Origin of the sequence: Kribbella sp. VKM Ac-2571, assembly GCF_004362255.1 — a bacterium.
Classification (GTDB): domain Bacteria; phylum Actinomycetota; class Actinomycetes; order Propionibacteriales; family Kribbellaceae; genus Kribbella; species Kribbella pratensis.
On record NZ_SNWS01000003.1, the window covers coordinates 250594 to 267969 of the forward strand.

The window sequence follows — 17376 nt, forward strand, 5'->3', positions numbered from 1 at the left end:
TGTTCTGTTGGTGTTCAGCTGTTCAGGCGGACCGGCATCAGCACGTAGCGGAATTCGCTGATCGGTTCGCCGTCGAAGTCCCTCACACCGGTCAGTTCGGCCGGTTTCGTGGCCTGCGTGAAGGACAGGTGCGCGACCGGCGTACCGATCGCGCCCAGACCGTCGAGCAGGTACGTCGGATTGAAGCCTACGGTCACGGGCTCGCCGACGACCCGCGCCTCGAGCGACTCGGACGCCTGCGCCTCGTCACCGCTGCCGGCGTCGAGCGTCACGGTGTCCTCCTCGAAGGTCAGCCGGACCGGGGCGTTGCGCTCGGCGACCAGGGCGACGCGCTTGACGGCCTCGACGAGGGTCGCGGTGTCGATCCGGACCCGGGTCGCGATCGCCGCGTCGGTCGGGATGATTCCGCGGACCTTCGGGAACTCGCCGTCCAGCAACCGGGTGGTCGCGCGGCGACTGCCGCCGGCCACCTCACCCTCGAAGCCGACGATGCCGTCACCGGTGCCGGGCGCGGCCAGCGAGACGATCACGTCCGAGCCGGTCATCGCCTTCGCTGTCTCGGACAGCACACGTGCCGGAATCAGCGCAGCAGCCGAGGCGTCGGGGGACTGTGGGTTCCACTCCAGCTCACGGATCGCCAGCCGATAGCGGTCGGTGGCCAGCAGGGAGATCGTGGAGCCCTCGATCTCGACCCGGACACCGGTCAGCACCGGGAGTGTGTCCTCACGGCCGGCGGCGGTCACGACCTGCGAGACGGCCTGGGCGAAGACGTCGGCCTTCACCGTGCCGCTGGCCGCCGGAAGCTCCGGAAGGGCCGGATATTCCTCTGTGGGAAGCGTCTGGAGCGTGAAGCGCGAGCTGCCACAGGTGACCTGTGCCTTCGCGCCGTCCACCGCGAAGTCCACGGGCTGGTTCGGAAGACTCTTGGAGATGTCGGCGACGAGCCGGCCGGAGATCAGGCACTTGCCGGCGTCGGCCACCTGCGCGGGGACCGTCACCCGGACCGAGGTCTCGTAGTCGAAGCCGGACAGGGTGATCTGTCCGTCCTCGGCCTCGACCAGCAGGCCGGCAAGGATCGGGACGCTGGGACGACTGGGCAAACTGCGCGCGGCCCAGGCCACCGACTCGGCCAGTACGTCGCGCTCGACGCGAAACTTCACCGCTGGGTGCCTCCTGTTTCGGCTGTGTGCCAGGCAGATCCTGCCACGGACAAGTGTGCTGTGCGCCAATCGGGCCAGACGTGGCGCTTCGGGCGGGTCGCGTCGTCGCCGTACCGGTCGTGCTTTTCGTGCTTCCGGGAACAGCCTGACAGGTCCGGCAAGCCGGCGCGAGATCGGGGTTTTCCCCAGATCGGGCCGCTCGATCGTTTTGTGGCCTTCGATCTCTCTACAGATTCCATAGTGTTCTTCGCACCGGTGGATACTGTGGAAAAGCCCCGACTTCGCAGGTCAGACCCTGTTTTGGGCTGGGGACGCCGTGTGGACGACGCTCGCTTGTGCTGGGGACGGCCGTGGACGGCGAAATCTGTCCCCACAGCCGATCCACACCCTGAGCGGACCTTTCCACGGCGGTACCCACAGTTTTCCACAGCTGTGTCCCCAGCCTGTGTGGTTATTGCTGCTTGGCTTGGTGCTTGATCCGGTTGGTCAGTTCGGTGACCTGATTGAAGACGCTGCGCCGTTCCGACATGAGTTGCCGGATCTTCCGTTCGGCGTGCATCACCGTCGTGTGGTCGCGGCCGCCGAACTGCTGGCCGATCTTCGGCAGCGACAGATCGGTCAGCTCGCGGCACAGATACATAGCGATCTGACGGGCCGTCACGAGCACCCGGCTGCGGCTCGAACCGCACAGGTCGTCGATCGAGAGACCGAAGTACGACGCGGTCTGGCCCATGATCATGCTCGCGGTCACCTCGGGCTTGCTGCCTTCGGGGATCAGGTCCTTGAGCACGATCTCGGCGAGGCTCAGGTCGACCGGCTGGCGGTTCAGGCTGGCGAACGCGGTGACGCGGATCAAGGCGCCCTCGAGCTCCCGGATGTTCGTCTGCACCTTCGACGCGATGAACTCCAGCACCTCCGGCGGCGCCGTCAGCCGCTCGGTGGCGGCCTTCTTCCGCAGGATCGCGATCCGGGTCTCGAGGTCGGGCGGCTGGATGTCGGTGATCAGGCCCCACTCGAACCGGTTGCGCAGCCGGTCCTCCAGCGCCTCCAGGCGTTTCGGCGCGCGGTCGGAGCTGATCACGATCTGCTTGTTCGCGTTGTGCAGCGTGTTGAAGGTGTGGAAGAACTCTTCCTGGGTCTGGATCTTGCCTTCCAGGAACTGGATGTCGTCGATCAGCAGTACGTCGACATCGCGGTACCGGCGCTGGAACTGGGATGCCTTGTCGTCGCGGATCGCGTTGATGAAGTCGTTGGTGAACTCTTCGCTGGAGACGTACCGCACGCGAGCGCCGGTGTAGAGACTGCGGACGTAGTGCCCGATCGCATGCAGCAGGTGGGTCTTGCCCAGACCGGAGTCGCCGTAGATCAGCTGTGGGTTGTAGGCCTTGCCCGGCGCCTCCGCGACAGCGACCGCGGCCGCATGGGCGAAGCGGTTCGAGCTACCGATGACGAAGGTCTCGAAGGTGTACTTCGGGTTGAGCCGAGCTTCACCCTGCGCCTCGGTGGCCGACTGCGTCGAGCCGTTCGGCGGCGGGGCGACCGATCCGAGCGGCTGGCCGAACGAGGACTGTTGCTGCTGGTAGTGCTGCGGCGCTTGGGCCGGAGGCTGGCTGAACTGGTTGTCCGGGTCGGTCAGGGCGGACTGGATGGTCGGCTGGAATGCGCCGTCGGTGCGGAGCGGTTCGCGTGCGGCAGGTTGCTGCTGAGCCGGCTGCATCGGCTGTTGCTGCATCGGTTGTTGTTGCGGTGCGTGCTGGGAGTGCTGTTGTGGGTGCTGCACCGGCTGCTGCGTGTACTGCGGTTGCTGAGGCGCCTGCTGCTCGCGGACCTCCGGGTCGAGCGACGGGTCGACGGTGACGGCGATCCGGATGTCCCGACCGAAGCTCTCGGTGAGGATCCGCTCCAGGTCGGGACGGAGGCGCGTCTCGAGCTGACCGCGGGTGAAGTCGTCGGGTACGGCGACGATCGCGGTGCTCTCGTGCAACGTCACCGGACGCGAGTTGGTCAGCCAGGCCCGCTGGTTCGGCGGCAGACCCGCAAGCACCCGAGCCCAAGCCTCCCCAAGATCCGTAACAGCCGGCGCCTGCCCCTGCCCTTGCTGCGGCTGCGCCTGCTGGGGCGCGTGCTGCTGTGGGGTTTGCTGCTGTGGGGTTTGCTGCTGTGGCGTCTGCTGTTGCGGGGCTTGCTGTTGCGGGGCTTGCTGTTGCGGGGCCTGCTGTTGCGGAGCCTGCTGGTGTGAGCCCGGGTGCTGCGGAGCTGACTGCTGATCACTCGGCTGCTGGGTGTACTGCGGTTGCTGGGCTGGCTGCTGATACGACTGCTGAGGAACTGCGTCCTGGGGCGCAGAGTTCTGCGCAGCTGCCGGAATCGGCTGGTGTGTGGGCTGTTGCGGCACCTGCTGTTGCGGCACGTGCTGCTGAGGTGCCTGCGGAGCGTGCTCGCGCGAAGTGTGCTGCTCAGGTGCCTGCTGCTGGGGTGCCTGCGGAGCGTGCTCTTGCGGAGCGTGCTGCTGCGGGACCTGCTGCTGAGCCACGTGCTCTTGCTGAGCGGGCTGTTGCTGGGCCGGCTGCTGAGTCACGGGCTCTTGCTGGGCCACGGGCTCTTGCTGGGCCACGGGCTCTTGCGGGGGGTTGTGCTCTGCCGGCTGCTGGTCAGGCGTGTGCTCGACGGGTGCCTGCTGAGTCGGCGCCTGCTGCTCGGGCACCTGGTGGTCCTGTGTGTGCTGCTCCGGGAGCTGCGCCTCGGCGAAGAGTTGGTCGGCGGTCGGCTCTGGAGCTACAGGCTCAGGTAGAGGGAGCTCGGCTGGAGCGTGTTCGGCGGTTGGGTGCGCGGCCGCGCTCTCCTGCGTCGGCCGGCTGTCGGGTGACCACTGGTTGGTGGCTGCATCGTCCACACGTGCCTCCCCCTCGATCGGTACCGCGCCTGGTCCATCGCCCCTAGTACCCCAATCCGTCATACCCCAGGCGTCGCCCGCACCGGGGTACTGATTGACGGCCGGCGCCGCACCGAAGTACGTCGTACCTGCCGTGGACTGAGCTGGGCCGGACGGAAGATCAGTGGCCGCGCGCTCCAGGTCGGAGCGGTAGCCGTAGAGAGATGCGGGTGGTGCGGGGCGGTACCCCGCGGCCGGCGGCTCGGGCATCGGGATCGGGAGCGACGGGCTCAGATAGTCGCCAGGGTCCATCCGCGGTGTCGGCGCCTGGGTCGGTGCCGACGCTGGTGTTGGCGTTGGTGCAGGTGGCTGCAGTGGCGTCACCGGTCCGGTCTCGGCGCGCGACAGCGGCTCCGGCACGGGCCGGACCTCGGTGCGGAAGTTCGCCTCGGGCTCGGGACGGATGTCGGCGTCGGGTTCGGGCCGAAGGTCCTGCCGGCCGTCCGCGCCGTACTCCGCCCGGTACTCGGGGGTGAATTCCACCGGTGTGAATTCCGCACTGGCGGAATGGTCCTCGACCACGCGTTGCTCCCCGATTTCGTCGCTGCGGTGGCCGGCGCGATCCGGAGTTGATCCCGGGCTGCGCGACCGTTCGACCCGACCACCGTACGGCCTCTGTCCACACGGTTGTCCACAGTTGTGAACGACCGCCGGAGCAGATTGGTTACCGATCGCGGGGTGTGGGACCTCTGGTGTGAGGGAGTGACGCTAACAAGTCCGAGCAGGCACCTTCAAGCCGTCATCCACAGGCTATGAACAGCAAATTGGGGGCAACCTGCGGCGTGTCGGGTAGACGCCGGAGCGTAGCCGTGGTGCGAAATCGCTCTCTGTCGTCGTTCCGGTCGGACAGTGACGAACACTGGCCCGATCGGTTGCCCACTATCCTGTCCACAAGCCTGTGGAAAAGTCTGGGGATACCTGGTTTGACCTGTCCACAAGGTGCCACGTACCGTGGATCGGTCGGTGTTGAGCCGGCCGTTTCGTGCTGCGCTCCCTGCGGGATCTGTTCTCTGGTTCTCCGACGGTGTGCAGGACAGGCACCTTGGACAGATCCAATCAGTGGATTTGTCGACATTTTGTGTTCTCGAGTAACCGGAGTCATTCCAGTGAGCAAGCGGACGTTCCAGCCGAACAACCGTCGTCGGCACAAGAAGCACGGCTTCCGTCTTCGGATGCGTACCCGTGCGGGTCGCGCGATCATCGCCGCCCGCCGTGGCAAGGGTCGTCAGCGCCTCGCGGCCTGAGCGACCCATTTGACGGTGACCACCTCGTGTTGCCCGCGTCGAACCGGTTGCGCCGGTCCGACGACTTCCGTCGCGCCGTCCGGTCCGGACGGCGCGCGGCGCGACGCGTGGTGGTTCTGCACGTGCTGGCGCAGGCCGGTGAATCCGGCCCGGCGCGCGTCGGATTCGTTGTGAACAAGGCGGTGGGCAACGCGGTTCTGCGGAACCGGGTCCACCGCCGTCTGCGTGCGGTGATGGCCACGCGGCTGTCCGATCTCCCGGCCGGCAGCCTGACTGTCGTCCGCGCGCTCCCGTCGTCCGCCGCGGCGTCGTACGACGAGCTCGCGGCCGACGTCGACGGCGCCCTGAGCCGGGTGCTGCGGCCATGATGCGCGTCAATCCCGTGCGCAGCGGGATCATCGGTTTCCTGAAGTTGTACCGACTGCTGATCAGCCCGCTCTACGGGCAGGTCTGCAGGTTCTACCCGAGTTGTTCGGCGTATGCCTTGGAAGCGGTCGAACGCCACGGTGCGGTGCGCGGTAGCTGGCTGGCGGGGAGACGACTCCTTCGCTGCCACCCGTGGAACCCCGGAGGCTACGACCCCGTTCCTCCCAGAGATGTCGACCAGCGCGGAGACGGTCACCACACTGTCTCCGCCAACCAGCCCGGACCGTCCGCCGACGCCGGGCCTGTGCAGCGAGGTGTGTGAGTGACTCTTCTGGCCATCCCCGGGCTCGCGGTGTGGGACGGGATCGTAGACCTGTTCAACACGGTGATGACGCCGCTGTACTGGGCCGTATCGGCACTGCTGGTCGGGTGGCACTGGCTGCTCAGCCAGGTGTTCGACCCGAACAGCGGCTGGGCCTGGGCGCTCTCGATCGCCGGCCTGACGATCGTCATCCGGACGCTGCTGATTCCACTCTTCGTCCGGCAGATCCGCTCCAGCCGGAACATGCAGCTGCTGCAGCCGAAGATGAAGGAGCTGCAGAAGAAGTACGGCCACGACCGGGAGAAGCTCGGTCAGGAAATGATGAAGCTGTACAAGGAGACCGGGACCAACCCGTTCTCCTCGTGCCTGCCGCTGCTGCTGCAGTCGCCGATCTTCCTGGCCCTGTTCCGGGTGCTCGACTACGCGTCGAAGGGCAAGACGCACAGCAGCATCATGGACTCGCACGTCCAGTCGCTGCAGCACGCGAAGATCTTCGGCGCCGAGATCTCGCAGACCTTCCTGAAGGCGAACGGCGACGGCGCCGGCAACGTCAAGGTCGTCGCGATCGTGCTGATCATCCTGATGACGGCGACGATGTTCACGACGCAGCTGCAGCTGATGCGCAAGAACATGCCGAAGGAGGCCCTCACCGGCCAGGCCGCGCAGATGCAGAAGATCATGCTGTACGTCTTCCCGATCTTCTTCCTCGTCGGTGGCTTCAACTTCCCGATCGGTGTGCTGATCTACTGGTTCGTCTCCAACGTGTGGACCATGGGCCAGCAGTTCTACGTGATCCGCCGCAACCCCGCTCCGGGCACTCCGGCGTACGACGCCATGCAGGCCCGGAAGCGTGAGAGCAACCTGCGCCACGGCCGCTCGGCCGACGAGGGCGTGCCGGGTACGGCGGACGCTGCGACCGACACCGACACGACCGACCGTCGTCCGGCGCAGCGGCAGCAGCCGAAGCGGCAGTCTCGCAGCGACCGGAAGACCACCGGTCCGGCGGGAAGCGGTCCGGCCGCGTCGAACAACGGCCAGACGTCCTCGTCGGCTCCGGAGGACGCTCCCCGGCCGCAGGACACTCCGAAGAAGACTCAGGCCGGTGCTGCCAAGAAGCAGCCGGCCGGCAAGAAGGGCACGGGAGCGAAGCGCCAGCCCGCGGCGAAGTCGGCCGCGCAGAAGAAGGCGGCGCAGAAGCGCTCCGGCGGTTCGCGCTGACCCGCGCACCTCGAGTCCCTTTTGCTTGTGAATGCGGCGCTTTTGGACGACGGGGTCCCCGTGAGGCGGATCCCGACATTGTGAGCAATTTTTAAAGGAGTGCCCGTGACTGACGGCATGCAGAACACCGACACGGCGGAGCAGTCCGCCGGTACGAACTCCGCCGCCGACCGCCTGAAGGCGCTCGAGGCCGAGAGCGATATTGCGGCGGACTATCTCGAGGAACTGCTCGACATCGCCGATCTCGACGGTGACATCGACATGGACATCGACGGCGACCGGGCCGCGGTCTCCATCGTCGGCGCCGAGCTGACCAACCTGGTCGGCGAGAACGGCAAGGTATTGGAGGCGCTCCAGGAGCTGACCCGGCTCGCTGTGTACCGGGAGACCGGTGAGCGGTCGCGACTGATGCTCGACGTGTCGAACTACCGGGCCAACCGGAAGGCGGAGCTCGAGGAGGTCGGTCGCAAGGCGGTCGAGGAGGCGAAGGCAACCGGCACCCCGGTGCGGCTGGACCCGATGACGCCGTTCGAGCGCAAGGTCGTGCACGACGTCGTCGCGGCCGCCGGCCTGACGTCGGAGTCCGAGGGCGAAGAACCCCGCCGCCGCGTGGTGATCCAACCATGACTGTGCTGTCGTGAACGACGTTTCACGTGAAACACCGCCGCTCGTGGACAAGCTGTTTCCACGGGCGGCGGTGCCGCTTTCGGTGTACGCCGAGTTGCTGGCGACCGAGGGGACTCTGCGAGGACTGATCGGGCCGCGGGAGGTACCGCGGCTCTGGGATCGTCACCTGCTGAACTGTGCCGTCGTCGAGCGGCTGATCCCGGAGGAGTCATCGGTCGCCGACGTCGGCACCGGTGCGGGCCTGCCGGGCATCGTGCTCGCGATCGTCCGCCCCGATCTCCAGGTCGATCTCGTCGAGCCGTTGCTGCGACGCACCACCTTCCTCGACGAAGCGGTCGACCTGCTCGAGTTGGAGAACGCGACAGTCGTACGCGCGAGGGCGGAGGACCTGCCGCCGGCCTCGTACGACGTGGTGACCTCTCGGGCCGTCGCTCCGTTGGCCAAGCTGGCCAGGTGGTGTCTGCCGTTGTGTGTCGAGGGCGGACTCATGCTGGCGATGAAAGGGGCGTCTGCAGAGGAGGAACTGGACGCCTCAGAGCGCGAATTGATGAAGCTCGGCGCAGAGGTTTGTCATATTCACCAACTCGGCGGCGAGGAACTGGCCAACCCCACGACTGTGGTGAGTATTGTGGCCGGACGTGCTGCAGGGGGATCCCGGCACGGAAGACACGGGAGGTGAGCGGGTTGGTGAGTCGTGCCCTCGGGTGGCCCGAGAAGAGCACCGGCGTGCCGACGTCGTCACAGGGCATCGGCTGGCCGACCGAACCAGACTCCGCCGTTCGTGTGGTGAGTCACGAGCCCGCTCCCACCGCCGCAGTGCCGACCTCTTCGACACCGGCTGCCGAGCAGCCGCCCCTGTCGCCACCGATCGACACCTCGGGACTCCAGGCCGCTGCGGCAGCCGGTCTCGACAGTCCGGTGGCCGACGACCCGGCGTCCGTTTCACGTGAAACGCCGGACATGCGGGATGATGGTTCCGGGTCTGATTCGGCGTCACTGGTGGACGTCGAGCCGGACCTTTCGGAGTCTCCACCGCCTGTGGATGACGACCGCATGAAACTGCCCTCGCAGACGGGAATTCATCCACAGAAGCCTGTGGATGGAGCTGGGGGTAGACCCGCTCCGACCCCTACAGACATCCTCTTCGGGCCAAGTCCCGCACCTATTGGAATGGGCGCTATGACTGCCGCACAGATCGCCGCGCGGGCCACGTCGGACGAGCTTCAGCGACGACTCCTCGAGACTCCGATCGCCGCCGCGACCGAACGGACCTTGCTGGTGAATGAAGGACGCACGATGGGCCGCGAGTTCCCGCTGCCCGACCAGACCCGAGTCTTCGTCGTCGCCAACCAGAAGGGTGGTGTCGGCAAGACCACGACGACGGTCAACGTCGCAGCCGGCCTAGCTCTCTACGGCGCGAAGATCCTGGTCATCGATCTCGACCCGCAGGGCAACGCGTCGACGGCCCTGGGTATCGACCACGCCGAAGGTACGCCGGGGGTGTACGAGGCGGTCATCGAAGGTGAGCCGCTCAGCAAGCTGATCCAGCCGTGCGCAGAACACCCCGGGATCCAGGTGGTCCCGGCAACGATCGACCTGGCCGGCGCTGAGATCGAGCTCGTCAGCCTGGTGGCGCGCGAGAGCCGGCTGAAGACCGTGCTCGAGGCCCACCTGGCCGAGACCGAGGCCGCCGGCGAGAAGTACGACTACGTCTTCATCGACTGCCCGCCGTCGCTCGGCCTGCTGACGGTGAACGCGTTGACCGCCGCACGCGAGGTGCTGGTCCCGATCCAGAGCGAGTACTACGCGCTGGAGGGGCTGTCGCAGCTGCTCCGCCACATCAACATGGTCAAGTCCCACCTGAACCCCGGGCTCGACGTGTCGACGATCCTGCTGACCATGTACGACGCCCGCACGAAGCTGGCCGGCGAGGTTGCTGCCGAGGTACGTGGCCACTTCAAGGACGCCGTACTGCGGACCGCCGTACCGCGCTCGGTGCGGATCTCGGAAGCTCCGAGCCACGGGCAGACCGTGCTCGCGTACGACCCGGCGTCGGCCGGTGCACTGTCCTATCTCGAGGCGTCCCGCGAAATCGCGATGCGGAACAACGCCTGACGCAGCCGTTTCACGTGAAACGGGACACGGGAGCCGGTACGGGAGTAGCGGACTCCGGTGCGCGTTGTGGTAGGCCAGCAGTAGCTCAGCAGGATGTCGACCTCGAGGGAGCGCGATGAACACCCGACTCGGACGCGGACTTGGTGCGCTGATCCCCAGCTCGCCGGCGCCTGGCAGCACGACCCTCGGCAGCAAGTCGAGCTCGATCCCGGGGGCACCTCCGGTGACGACGCCGGTGGAGCCCCAGGGGCCGGAACTGGCCGCGGTGCCGGGGGCGTCGTTCGCGGAGATCGACGTCGACAAGATCACACCGAACCCGAAGCAGCCACGGACGGTCTTCGACGAGGAGGCTATGGAGGAGCTCGTCCACTCCGTCAAGGAGATCGGACTCCTGCAGCCGATCGTCGTACGCCGGCTCGAGGGCGACTCGTACGAGCTCGTCATGGGCGAGCGCCGCTGGCGGGCGACGCAGCAGGCGGGGCTCGCGACGATCCCGGCGATCGTGCGGGACACGTCGGACGACGCGATGCTGCGGGACGCGCTCCTGGAGAACCTGCACCGGAGCCAGCTGAACCCGCTGGAAGAGGCGGCGGCGTACCAGCAGATGCTCGACGACTTCGGGTGCACGCAGGAAGTCCTCGCGACGCGGATCGGGCGGTCGCGGCCGCAGATCTCCAACACCCTGCGACTGCTGAAGTTGCCGGCCTCTGTTCAGCGCCGGGTCGCGGCCGGTGTGCTGTCCGCCGGCCATGCGCGGGCGCTGCTCGGTCTTCCCAGCGGAGACGCGATCGAGCGGCTCGCGCAGCGGATCGTCGCCGAGGGCCTGTCGGTGCGGACGGTCGAGGAGATCGTTTCGCTCGGCGACATGAGTGCCGAGGACCCCACTCCGGCGCGCCGCCGGAACAAGCCAGTCGCACCACGGCTGGTCGACTTGGCCGACCGGCTCTCCGACAGGTTCGAGACCCGCGTCAAGGTCGACCTCGGAAAGACCAAGGGCAAGATCACCGTCGAGTTCGCCTCCGTGGACGACCTGGAGCGCATCGTCAGTCTGATGGACCCCGGCAAGTCGACCGACGCCTGACCACACTTCCGCGGTCCAGCTCCGAGTAAGCCTGCCGAATTGTCGGCGGCCGCTGGTAGAACTTGGCGTCCACCCATTCAGCGACCTGGGGGAGGACGCAGTGCAGAAGCGACCGCGTGTGGTGGTCAACGTGGAGGCGAGTGTCGACGGCAAAGTCGCGCTCACCCGGAACGCACTCTTGATGCATCGGCCGAGTTCGGAACTGTGGGCATCGATGAAGCCGCAGTCGCCGGACTCGGCTGCGATCGACGTCATGGAGGTCGTCAGGCAGCGGTATGGGTGTAATGCCGTCCTGGAGGGCAGCGGCAGCTTGGTGAGTGAGGACGAGATCCCTACTGAGCTGCCCGCGTACGACGGGGACCCGGTCGGGCTCTACGAGCATTACCTTCCGGCGGAGGTCATCGAGCAGCGATCGCCGTTGCACATGTGGTTCACCGTCGTCGACAGTCGCGGACGGGTGCGCTGGACGGAGAGACACGAGAACTGGGACGCGCTGGTCCTGGTGGCGCGGTCGACTCCCGCGGACTATCTCGGATACCTCCGCCGGGAACGCATCTGCTACCTCGTGGTCGGCGAGGAGCGTGTCGATCTGAGCCGAGCAGTGGCTGCGATGGGAACGGAACTCGGTGTTACGTGCATCCTGTCGAACGCCGGCGGCGGACTGAACGGTGCGCTGTTGCGGGCAGATCTGATCGACGAACTGCACCTGACGCTGGCGCCCGCACTGATCGGTGGACTCGGGACGCCATCGGTCATGGATGGATCGCCACTCGCGGTCGGCGAGTCTCCGACGCGACTGCAGCTGCTGTCGGCGCAGTCGGACGCGGCCGGCGCGGTTCGCCTCCATTACGCCGTACGGCGTGATTTTGGGGCCTAGCCGGCCGTCAAGGGGGCTGCTGAGGCGGCTCTCGGTGGGATTGGGGCCGGGAATCACAGGGATGTAAGTTCGCCGAGGCGGCTTAGGATCACGCTCACAGAGCTAGTTCGTGGCGTGAACTAGTGCAATAGATCGCCAGGGAGATATGTCGACAAATCTATGTCGGCGCGTGGCGCAATGTTTCATGTGAAACATTGCGTGTGGGTGGGTTGGGAAGGCCGGTTGAGAAGGGTGGGTTGGCGCCTACTTCGCGGCGGCGTCGGGTAGATGTCCGGTTCGGCAGTCGCGGATTGTCGGGCGAACCCGAACATCCATCGGGGTATGAATGTGGCCCGCTCCGTCGGGGACAGGCGCTCCAGCAGGACCGTGTCGGCGGCGACGCCGCTCCGCAGCTTGAGCAGCTCGGCCATCGACACGGAGTCCACCACGGCCTCGTCCGGATCGCGGGTCAAGCTCTGCATTCGAGCGGACCGAGTCGTCGACTGCGGAGCAGTACGCGGGCGGGCGGCGGTGGGGGCACTGGTGGAGGGCGGAGACGGAAACGGCTACCGGGGACATGAAATAGCAGGTGCCCAGTAGCCGCTTCCTGTTCCCAGTCCCGATCACCGCCGTCCGCGTCGTGCACCGCGCGTCCGGTCTCCGCCTCTCGCCCCCGGGCGCGCTTTGCACCGCGCGTCCGGTTCCTGGGCCTCTCGCCCCTGCGCCGCGGGTTCCACGCCCTGCGCCCGGATCTCGCCTCCCGCGCCCCGGGCCTCGCGGCCTGCGCCGCGGGTCCCACGTCCGGCCCCCGGATCTCGCGCCTGCGCCCCGGGCCTCGCGGCCTGCGCCCCGGGCCTCGCAGCCTGCGCCCGGGCCTCGCGGCCTGCGCCGCGGGTCTCGCCCCTTGCGCCGCGGGTCCCACGTCCGGCCCCCGGACCTCGCGCCCTGCCCGGGCCTCGCGGCGTGCGCCCCCGGCCTCGCGTCCTGCCCCGCGGGTCTCGCTCCCCGCCGTGGGTCTCGCGTCCTGCCCGCGGGTCTCGTGTCCTTCGCCGGTGCTGGCTCGGGCGACCGATGGCGGGTTATGTGGTCGGTGGCGCGATGTAGTCCGCGTTACCGGTGACACAACCCGTCAGTGGTTGGAGCGATCTGCGCGGCGGGTGGGCGAGGCGGTCGCGGTCGCGCGTAACGGAGCGGTGTGATGAGGTTAGCGGCCGAGGAGTTCGTGGGTGGTTTTGCGTTCGGCGTAGAACGAGAGGAAGGGGATTGTTCCGGCGACGGCCATCAGGACCAGGCGGGGGAAGGACCAGCGGACTCGGCGGAAGAGGTCGAACGTGCCGAGCAGGTACACGACGTACAGGAAGCCGTGCAGGGGGCCAATCACGTTCATCGCGCCGGGGTTGTCGCCCAGGTACTTCAGCGGCATCGCTACGAACAGCAGCATGAGCAGCATCACGCCGACGACGTACGCGATCACGCGGTAGCGGGTCAGCGCGCCGCGGACGGCCGGGGTGAGCGGCTGCGCGCCGGCGGAGGTGGCGGGGTCGGCAGAGGAAGTCACGCTGAAACGGTACCGCTTGACTCCACACCCTCCCCGACACGGTCACCTGTCCCGGAGTCGCCGGTCCCGGAGTCGCCCGGCGCGGAGCCGTCTGTCGCGGGGGCGTCTGGGCCGGGGGTGGTTGGCGTGGCTTCTTTGGGTTCGCGGTGGGCGTCCAGGACCATGCGGGCCCACATCCAGAGGGTGAAGGCGGCGAAGATCCACCACTGGACGGCGTATGCGACGTTGCGGAGGCCGGCGTGGTCTGTGGGGGGCGGGGGTGGTGCGACGACCGCGGGTGCGGGGGAGGGTACGACGCCTGAGTCCACGGCGGACTGTACGACGAACGCGTCGTACACCCGGTAGTTCACCAGGTGCACGATTGTCGGGATCCGCAGTGACGACAGCACTCGTCCCTTGGCGGCATCGTCCGACGAGTCCTCGGCCTCTGATGCCACCACGGACCCGCTCAATCGCACCGGTCCTGAGGGCGGCGTGACGGCCGGGTCAGAAGGTGAAGCGACCCATCCGCGGACAATCATCACCGCGTCGGTGCTGGAGAGCTTCAACGGCGAAACGACCCACAGGCCGGCTCGACCGTCCTGCAGGCGGTCGGCGACGAGGACCTGGTCCGCGGCCGGGCCCCAGGTGCCGTCCACGGTGACTCGACGGCCGACAGCCTTCGACGGCAGGCCGTCGTCGATCGAGAACAAGGACTGCAGAGGGACCGGAGGTGCGGCAGCGCGCTGGGCGGTGGCGTCGGCCGTCTTCGACCGATACACACCTAGTTGCCACACCCCCATGACCGTCATGACCGACGCGAGCGCCAGGGCGAGCACGAGAAGCCCGACCCACCGAGGCGCCAAAGCCGTCCGCCACAGCGGCCGACCAGAACTCCCACCACCCGCGTCGCCGGAGAGTCCGGGACCCGCCGCCTCGGAGCTCGCAGGACCCGTGGCGCCGGAGGTCCCTGGATCCGTGGCGTCGGACCTTACGACATCCGTGGTGCCGGGGGCCCTGGTATCGGATGTGCTGGCGGGGGCGGGGGGCGGTGGGTCGTGGGGGTCGGGCATGGGGACTTCGGGGGTCAGCGGGCTGCTGCGGTGGCGAGGAGGTCGCGGCAGAGGACGCCGAGTTCGATGCCGGCTGCCTCGGCGGCCAGGGGGACGAGTGACGTCTCGGTCATTCCGGGCGCCACGTTCACCTCGAGGAACCACGGCACACCGGCCGCGTCCACGACGAGGTCCGTTCTGGACAGGTCACGCAGGCACAGTGCCTGGTGCGCCTGTACAGCGGCTGCAGCGCACGCACCGGCGGCTTCAGGCTCCAGTCGCGCAGGTACGACGAACTGTGTCGCCCCAGCCGTGTAGCGCGCCTCGTAGTCGTAGAAACCCGAGTCCGGCCGGATCTCCACCGCAGGCAGTGCCCGCGGTCCGTCGCCGACGTCGACGACCGTCACGGCCACCTCGGTCCCGTCGATGTACTGCTCGATCAACGCGACCGGACCGTACGCGTAGCAGTTCACCATCGCCGACGGCAGTTCCTCGGCAGACCGCACGATCGACGCACCCAGCGCCGAACCGCCCCGCGCCGGCTTCACGACCAGCGGCAGACCGACCTGCTGGATCACCGCCTCCATCAGCGCGGCGGCACCCAGTTCGCGGAACGTGTCATGCCCGAGCACGACCGACGCGGGGGTGTGCAGGCCCGCAGCGCCGACGACCGTCGCGGCCACGGGCTTGTCGAACGCCGTGCGGCACGCTGCCGCGTCGGCTCCGACGTACGGAACGCCGTACAGGTCGAGGACCTGGCGGAGTGCGCCGTCCTCGCCGGTGACGCCGTGCAGGACGGGGAAGACCGCGTCCGGGGGATCCTGGCGCAGACGATCGACCAGGGAGGCGTCGACGTCGCGCTGCTCGACCTCCACGCCGACACTGCGCAGGGCGTCCGCCACTCGGCGGCCGGACCTCAGCGAGACGTCCCGCTCGTGCGACAGTCCACCTGCCAGTACCAGCACTCGACCCAGATCACTCATCACAAATATCCCGATCACTCGTGGGCGACTCCGGCACGGTCGCCGGTCCCGAGGCCCACTCGAACGGTACCCCTACCGCATCCTGGACCCCCGCCCGCCCGTAGGTCCCTTGCGCAACCTTTGCGAACCGGAACCTAGCTCAGTTCTGGCCCTGGGGCGTCGTAGCCGTGCCCGGCGCCTGGTGTCAGTGGGCCGAACGTCTGCCGGAGCTCGAGCTCCTCGTTGATCACCGCGGCGAGCCTGCCGACGCCTTCGGTGATGCGCTCCGGCGTCGGATGACAGTACGACAGCCGCATGCACTGGGAGCCGAAACCGTCGGCGAAGAACGCCGTTCCGGGCACGTACGCGACCCGCGCCGTGACCGCCCGGGGCAGCATCGCCTTCGCGTCCAGCCCTTCCGGCAACGTCAGCCAGACGTAGAACCCACCCGTCGGCCGCGTCCAGGTGGTTGCCGCTGGCATCTTTTCCGTCAACGCCGCGAGCATCGCGTCGCGGCGCTCGCGGTACATCTCCCGGAACTGCTTCACCTGCCCCATCCAGTCGTGCCGGACCAGGTACGACGAGATCGCGAGCTGACTGAACGTCGGTGGGCACAGCGTCGCGGACTCCTGTGCCAGCACGAGTTTCTCCCGTACGGCGTGCGGCGCGACGGCCCAACCGACCCGGAACCCGGGGGCGAACGTCTTCGAGAACGAACCGAGGTAGATGACGCCTTCGCGATCCGCCGCCCGTAGCGCCTGCTGCGGCTCGCCCTCGAACCCGAGCAACCCGTACGGGTTGTCCTCGAGGATCAGCAGCTGGGCCTGCTGGCAGATCTCCAGCACCCGCGCCCGCCGCTCGTCGGACAGCGAAACCCCGGCCGGGTTGTGGAAGTTGGGGATCGTGTAGAAGAACTTGATCCGCTTGCCGGCCGCCCGCACCGACGCGATTGCCTGCTCCAGCGCCTCCGGTACGACGCCGTCGTCGTCCATCGCGACGTGTACGACCTCACACTGGTACGCGCGGAAGACGCCGAGCGCGCCGACGTACGACGGTGCCTCGCAGATGACCACGTCGCCGGGATCGCAGAACACCCGCGTCACCAGGTCGACGGCCTGCTGGCTGCCGACCGTGACCACGACGTCGTCGGGATGGGCCTCGATGCCCTCCAGCCGCATGATGTCGCAGATCTGGTCGCGGAGCGCCGGATCGCCCTGCCCGGAGCCGTACTGCATCGCGGTGGCGCCGTTGTCGGTCACCAGGTCGCGGACCGCGCCGCCGACGACGTCGAGCGGCAGACCGCCGATGTTCGGCATGCCGCCGGCCAGCGACACCACCTCCGGCCGGCTGGCGACCGAGAACAGCGCTCTGATCTCCGATGCGGTCATGCCCTTGGTCCGGGCTGCGTACGCCTCGACGTAGTTGTCGAGTCGGGTCTGCCGGACATCGGGCACGTCAGCACTCACGGGGGCCACTCCAACGGTGATCGAGGGGGAAGTCACCAGGTTACGTCGACAGACCCCAGTCGGGGCTGGGGATCGGCGTGACCTCTCACTACCATGCCTTATAGGGGCAGGTTCGACCATGCCGGAATCTGGCTGCTGAGACAGCCGGCCCGGCTGGTGCGGCCTGAGAGGTGGACTCGGAAGGCGGATCAAGGATGAGCGTGGGCAGGACAGCCGGCTGGACGCTCGGTGGTTTGGCGGTGGGCGTGCTGGCCGGGTTCGCGGGCGAGCTGTTCAGGCGGCAACCCGCAGGGCAGGTGCAGCAGCGGTACGTCGCTCCTCAGGCGACCCGCACCACGGACGCGCGGACCCCGGTCCCCGTCCCCGAACCGGCGGCCGAGCCAGCCGCCCGATGACATACGGACCGTGACGAAGCTAACAGCCTGTATTGCCGATCGG

General features: G+C 68.0%; 15 protein-coding genes and 1 pseudogene. 10 read left to right on the plus strand and 6 right to left on the minus strand.

Annotation, left to right across the window (positions count from 1 at the left end; all coding sequences use genetic code 11):
* Nucleotides 1-14 precede the first annotated feature (14 nt).
* Nucleotides 15-1160, minus strand: a complete 1146-nt coding sequence (gene dnaN, locus EV651_RS08530; protein ID WP_133783833.1) for a DNA polymerase III subunit beta — start codon at nt 1158-1160, stop codon at nt 15-17.
* Nucleotides 1161-1611: 451 nt separating this feature from the next.
* Nucleotides 1612-3192, minus strand: a complete 1581-nt coding sequence (gene dnaA / locus EV651_RS08535; RefSeq protein ID WP_370352418.1) for a chromosomal replication initiator protein DnaA — start codon at nt 3190-3192, stop codon at nt 1612-1614.
* Between the two features lie 2006 nt (nt 3193-5198).
* On the opposite strand from dnaA, the gene rpmH reads away from it, so the two are divergent.
* The 9 genes and pseudogenes from rpmH (at nt 5199) to EV651_RS08580 (ending at nt 11942) form a co-directional block, all read left to right on the plus strand.
* The gene (rpmH, locus tag EV651_RS08540; protein WP_130386492.1) at nt 5199-5336 is read left to right on the plus strand and encodes a 50S ribosomal protein L34; all 138 of its coding nucleotides are present in this window, start codon (nt 5199-5201) and stop codon (nt 5334-5336) included.
* A gap of 26 nt (nt 5337-5362) precedes the next feature.
* Nucleotides 5363-5704 (plus strand): ribonuclease P protein component, encoded by a 342-nt coding sequence (rnpA, locus tag EV651_RS08545; RefSeq protein ID WP_133783835.1) that lies wholly within the window; start codon nt 5363-5365, stop codon nt 5702-5704.
* Nucleotides 5704-6024, plus strand: a complete 321-nt coding sequence (gene yidD / locus EV651_RS08550; protein ID WP_133784498.1) for a membrane protein insertion efficiency factor YidD — start codon at nt 5704-5706, stop codon at nt 6022-6024. The genes rnpA and yidD overlap by 1 nt, the downstream gene beginning before the upstream one ends.
* Nucleotides 6025-6090: 66 nt before the next feature.
* Nucleotides 6091-7017 (plus strand): annotated as a pseudogene (yidC, locus tag EV651_RS08555) (membrane protein insertase YidC); the annotation flags it as partial.
* 342 nt (nt 7018-7359) lie between these two features.
* Entirely contained in the window at nt 7360-7869 is a 510-nt protein-coding gene (locus EV651_RS08560; RefSeq protein WP_133784500.1) for a R3H domain-containing nucleic acid-binding protein, read from the plus strand.
* Nucleotides 7870-7879: 10 nt separating this feature from the next.
* Nucleotides 7880-8548, plus strand: a complete 669-nt coding sequence (gene rsmG, locus EV651_RS08565; RefSeq protein ID WP_238156746.1) for a 16S rRNA (guanine(527)-N(7))-methyltransferase RsmG — start codon at nt 7880-7882, stop codon at nt 8546-8548.
* 500 nt (nt 8549-9048) lie between these two features.
* A complete protein-coding gene (locus EV651_RS08570; protein ID WP_305000118.1) occupies nt 9049-9984 on the plus strand; it encodes a ParA family protein in 936 nt (311 codons plus the stop codon).
* Between the two features lie 115 nt (nt 9985-10099).
* On the plus strand, nt 10100-11065 hold the full coding sequence (locus tag EV651_RS08575) for a ParB/RepB/Spo0J family partition protein (protein WP_133783839.1): 966 nt from the start codon (nt 10100-10102) through the stop codon (nt 11063-11065).
* 100 nt (nt 11066-11165) lie between these two features.
* Entirely contained in the window at nt 11166-11942 is a 777-nt protein-coding gene (locus tag EV651_RS08580) for a RibD family protein (protein WP_133783841.1), read from the plus strand.
* A gap of 1183 nt (nt 11943-13125) precedes the next feature.
* Here the strand turns inward: EV651_RS08580 and EV651_RS08585 are convergent.
* The 4 genes from EV651_RS08585 to EV651_RS08600 all read right to left on the minus strand — a co-directional run bounded on the left by EV651_RS08585 (nt 13126) and on the right by EV651_RS08600 (nt 16938).
* A complete protein-coding gene (locus EV651_RS08585; protein WP_133783843.1) occupies nt 13126-13479 on the minus strand; it encodes a DUF3817 domain-containing protein in 354 nt (117 codons plus the stop codon).
* Entirely contained in the window at nt 13476-14324 is an 849-nt protein-coding gene (locus tag EV651_RS08590; protein ID WP_238156747.1) for an SURF1 family protein, read from the minus strand. The genes EV651_RS08585 and EV651_RS08590 overlap by 4 nt, the downstream gene beginning before the upstream one ends.
* 221 nt (nt 14325-14545) lie before the next feature.
* Entirely contained in the window at nt 14546-15493 is a 948-nt protein-coding gene (locus tag EV651_RS08595; protein WP_133783846.1) for a D-alanine--D-alanine ligase, read from the minus strand.
* 134 nt (nt 15494-15627) lie between these two features.
* On the minus strand, nt 15628-16938 hold the full coding sequence (locus tag EV651_RS08600) for a PLP-dependent aminotransferase family protein (protein WP_133783848.1): 1311 nt from the start codon (nt 16936-16938) through the stop codon (nt 15628-15630).
* Between the two features lie 194 nt (nt 16939-17132).
* Between EV651_RS08600 and EV651_RS08605 the strand changes: the two genes are divergently transcribed.
* Nucleotides 17133-17333 (plus strand): hypothetical protein, encoded by a 201-nt coding sequence (locus tag EV651_RS08605; RefSeq protein WP_133783850.1) that lies wholly within the window; start codon nt 17133-17135, stop codon nt 17331-17333.
* Nucleotides 17334-17376 lie beyond the last annotated feature (43 nt).

Coding starts and splice junctions, on each gene's coding strand:
- yidD (WP_133784498.1), top strand. CDS start 5,704: ATGCGCGTCAATCCCGTGCGCAGCGGGATCATCGGTTTCCTGAAGTTG.
- EV651_RS08560 (WP_133784500.1), top strand. CDS start 7,360: ATGCAGAACACCGACACGGCGGAGCAGTCCGCCGGTACGAACTCCGCC.
- EV651_RS08570 (WP_305000118.1), top strand. CDS start 9,049: ATGACTGCCGCACAGATCGCCGCGCGGGCCACGTCGGACGAGCTTCAG.
- EV651_RS08575 (WP_133783839.1), top strand. CDS start 10,100: ATGAACACCCGACTCGGACGCGGACTTGGTGCGCTGATCCCCAGCTCG.
- EV651_RS08595 (WP_133783846.1), bottom strand. CDS start 15,493: ATGAGTGATCTGGGTCGAGTGCTGGTACTGGCAGGTGGACTGTCGCAC.
- EV651_RS08605 (WP_133783850.1), top strand. CDS start 17,133: ATGAGCGTGGGCAGGACAGCCGGCTGGACGCTCGGTGGTTTGGCGGTG.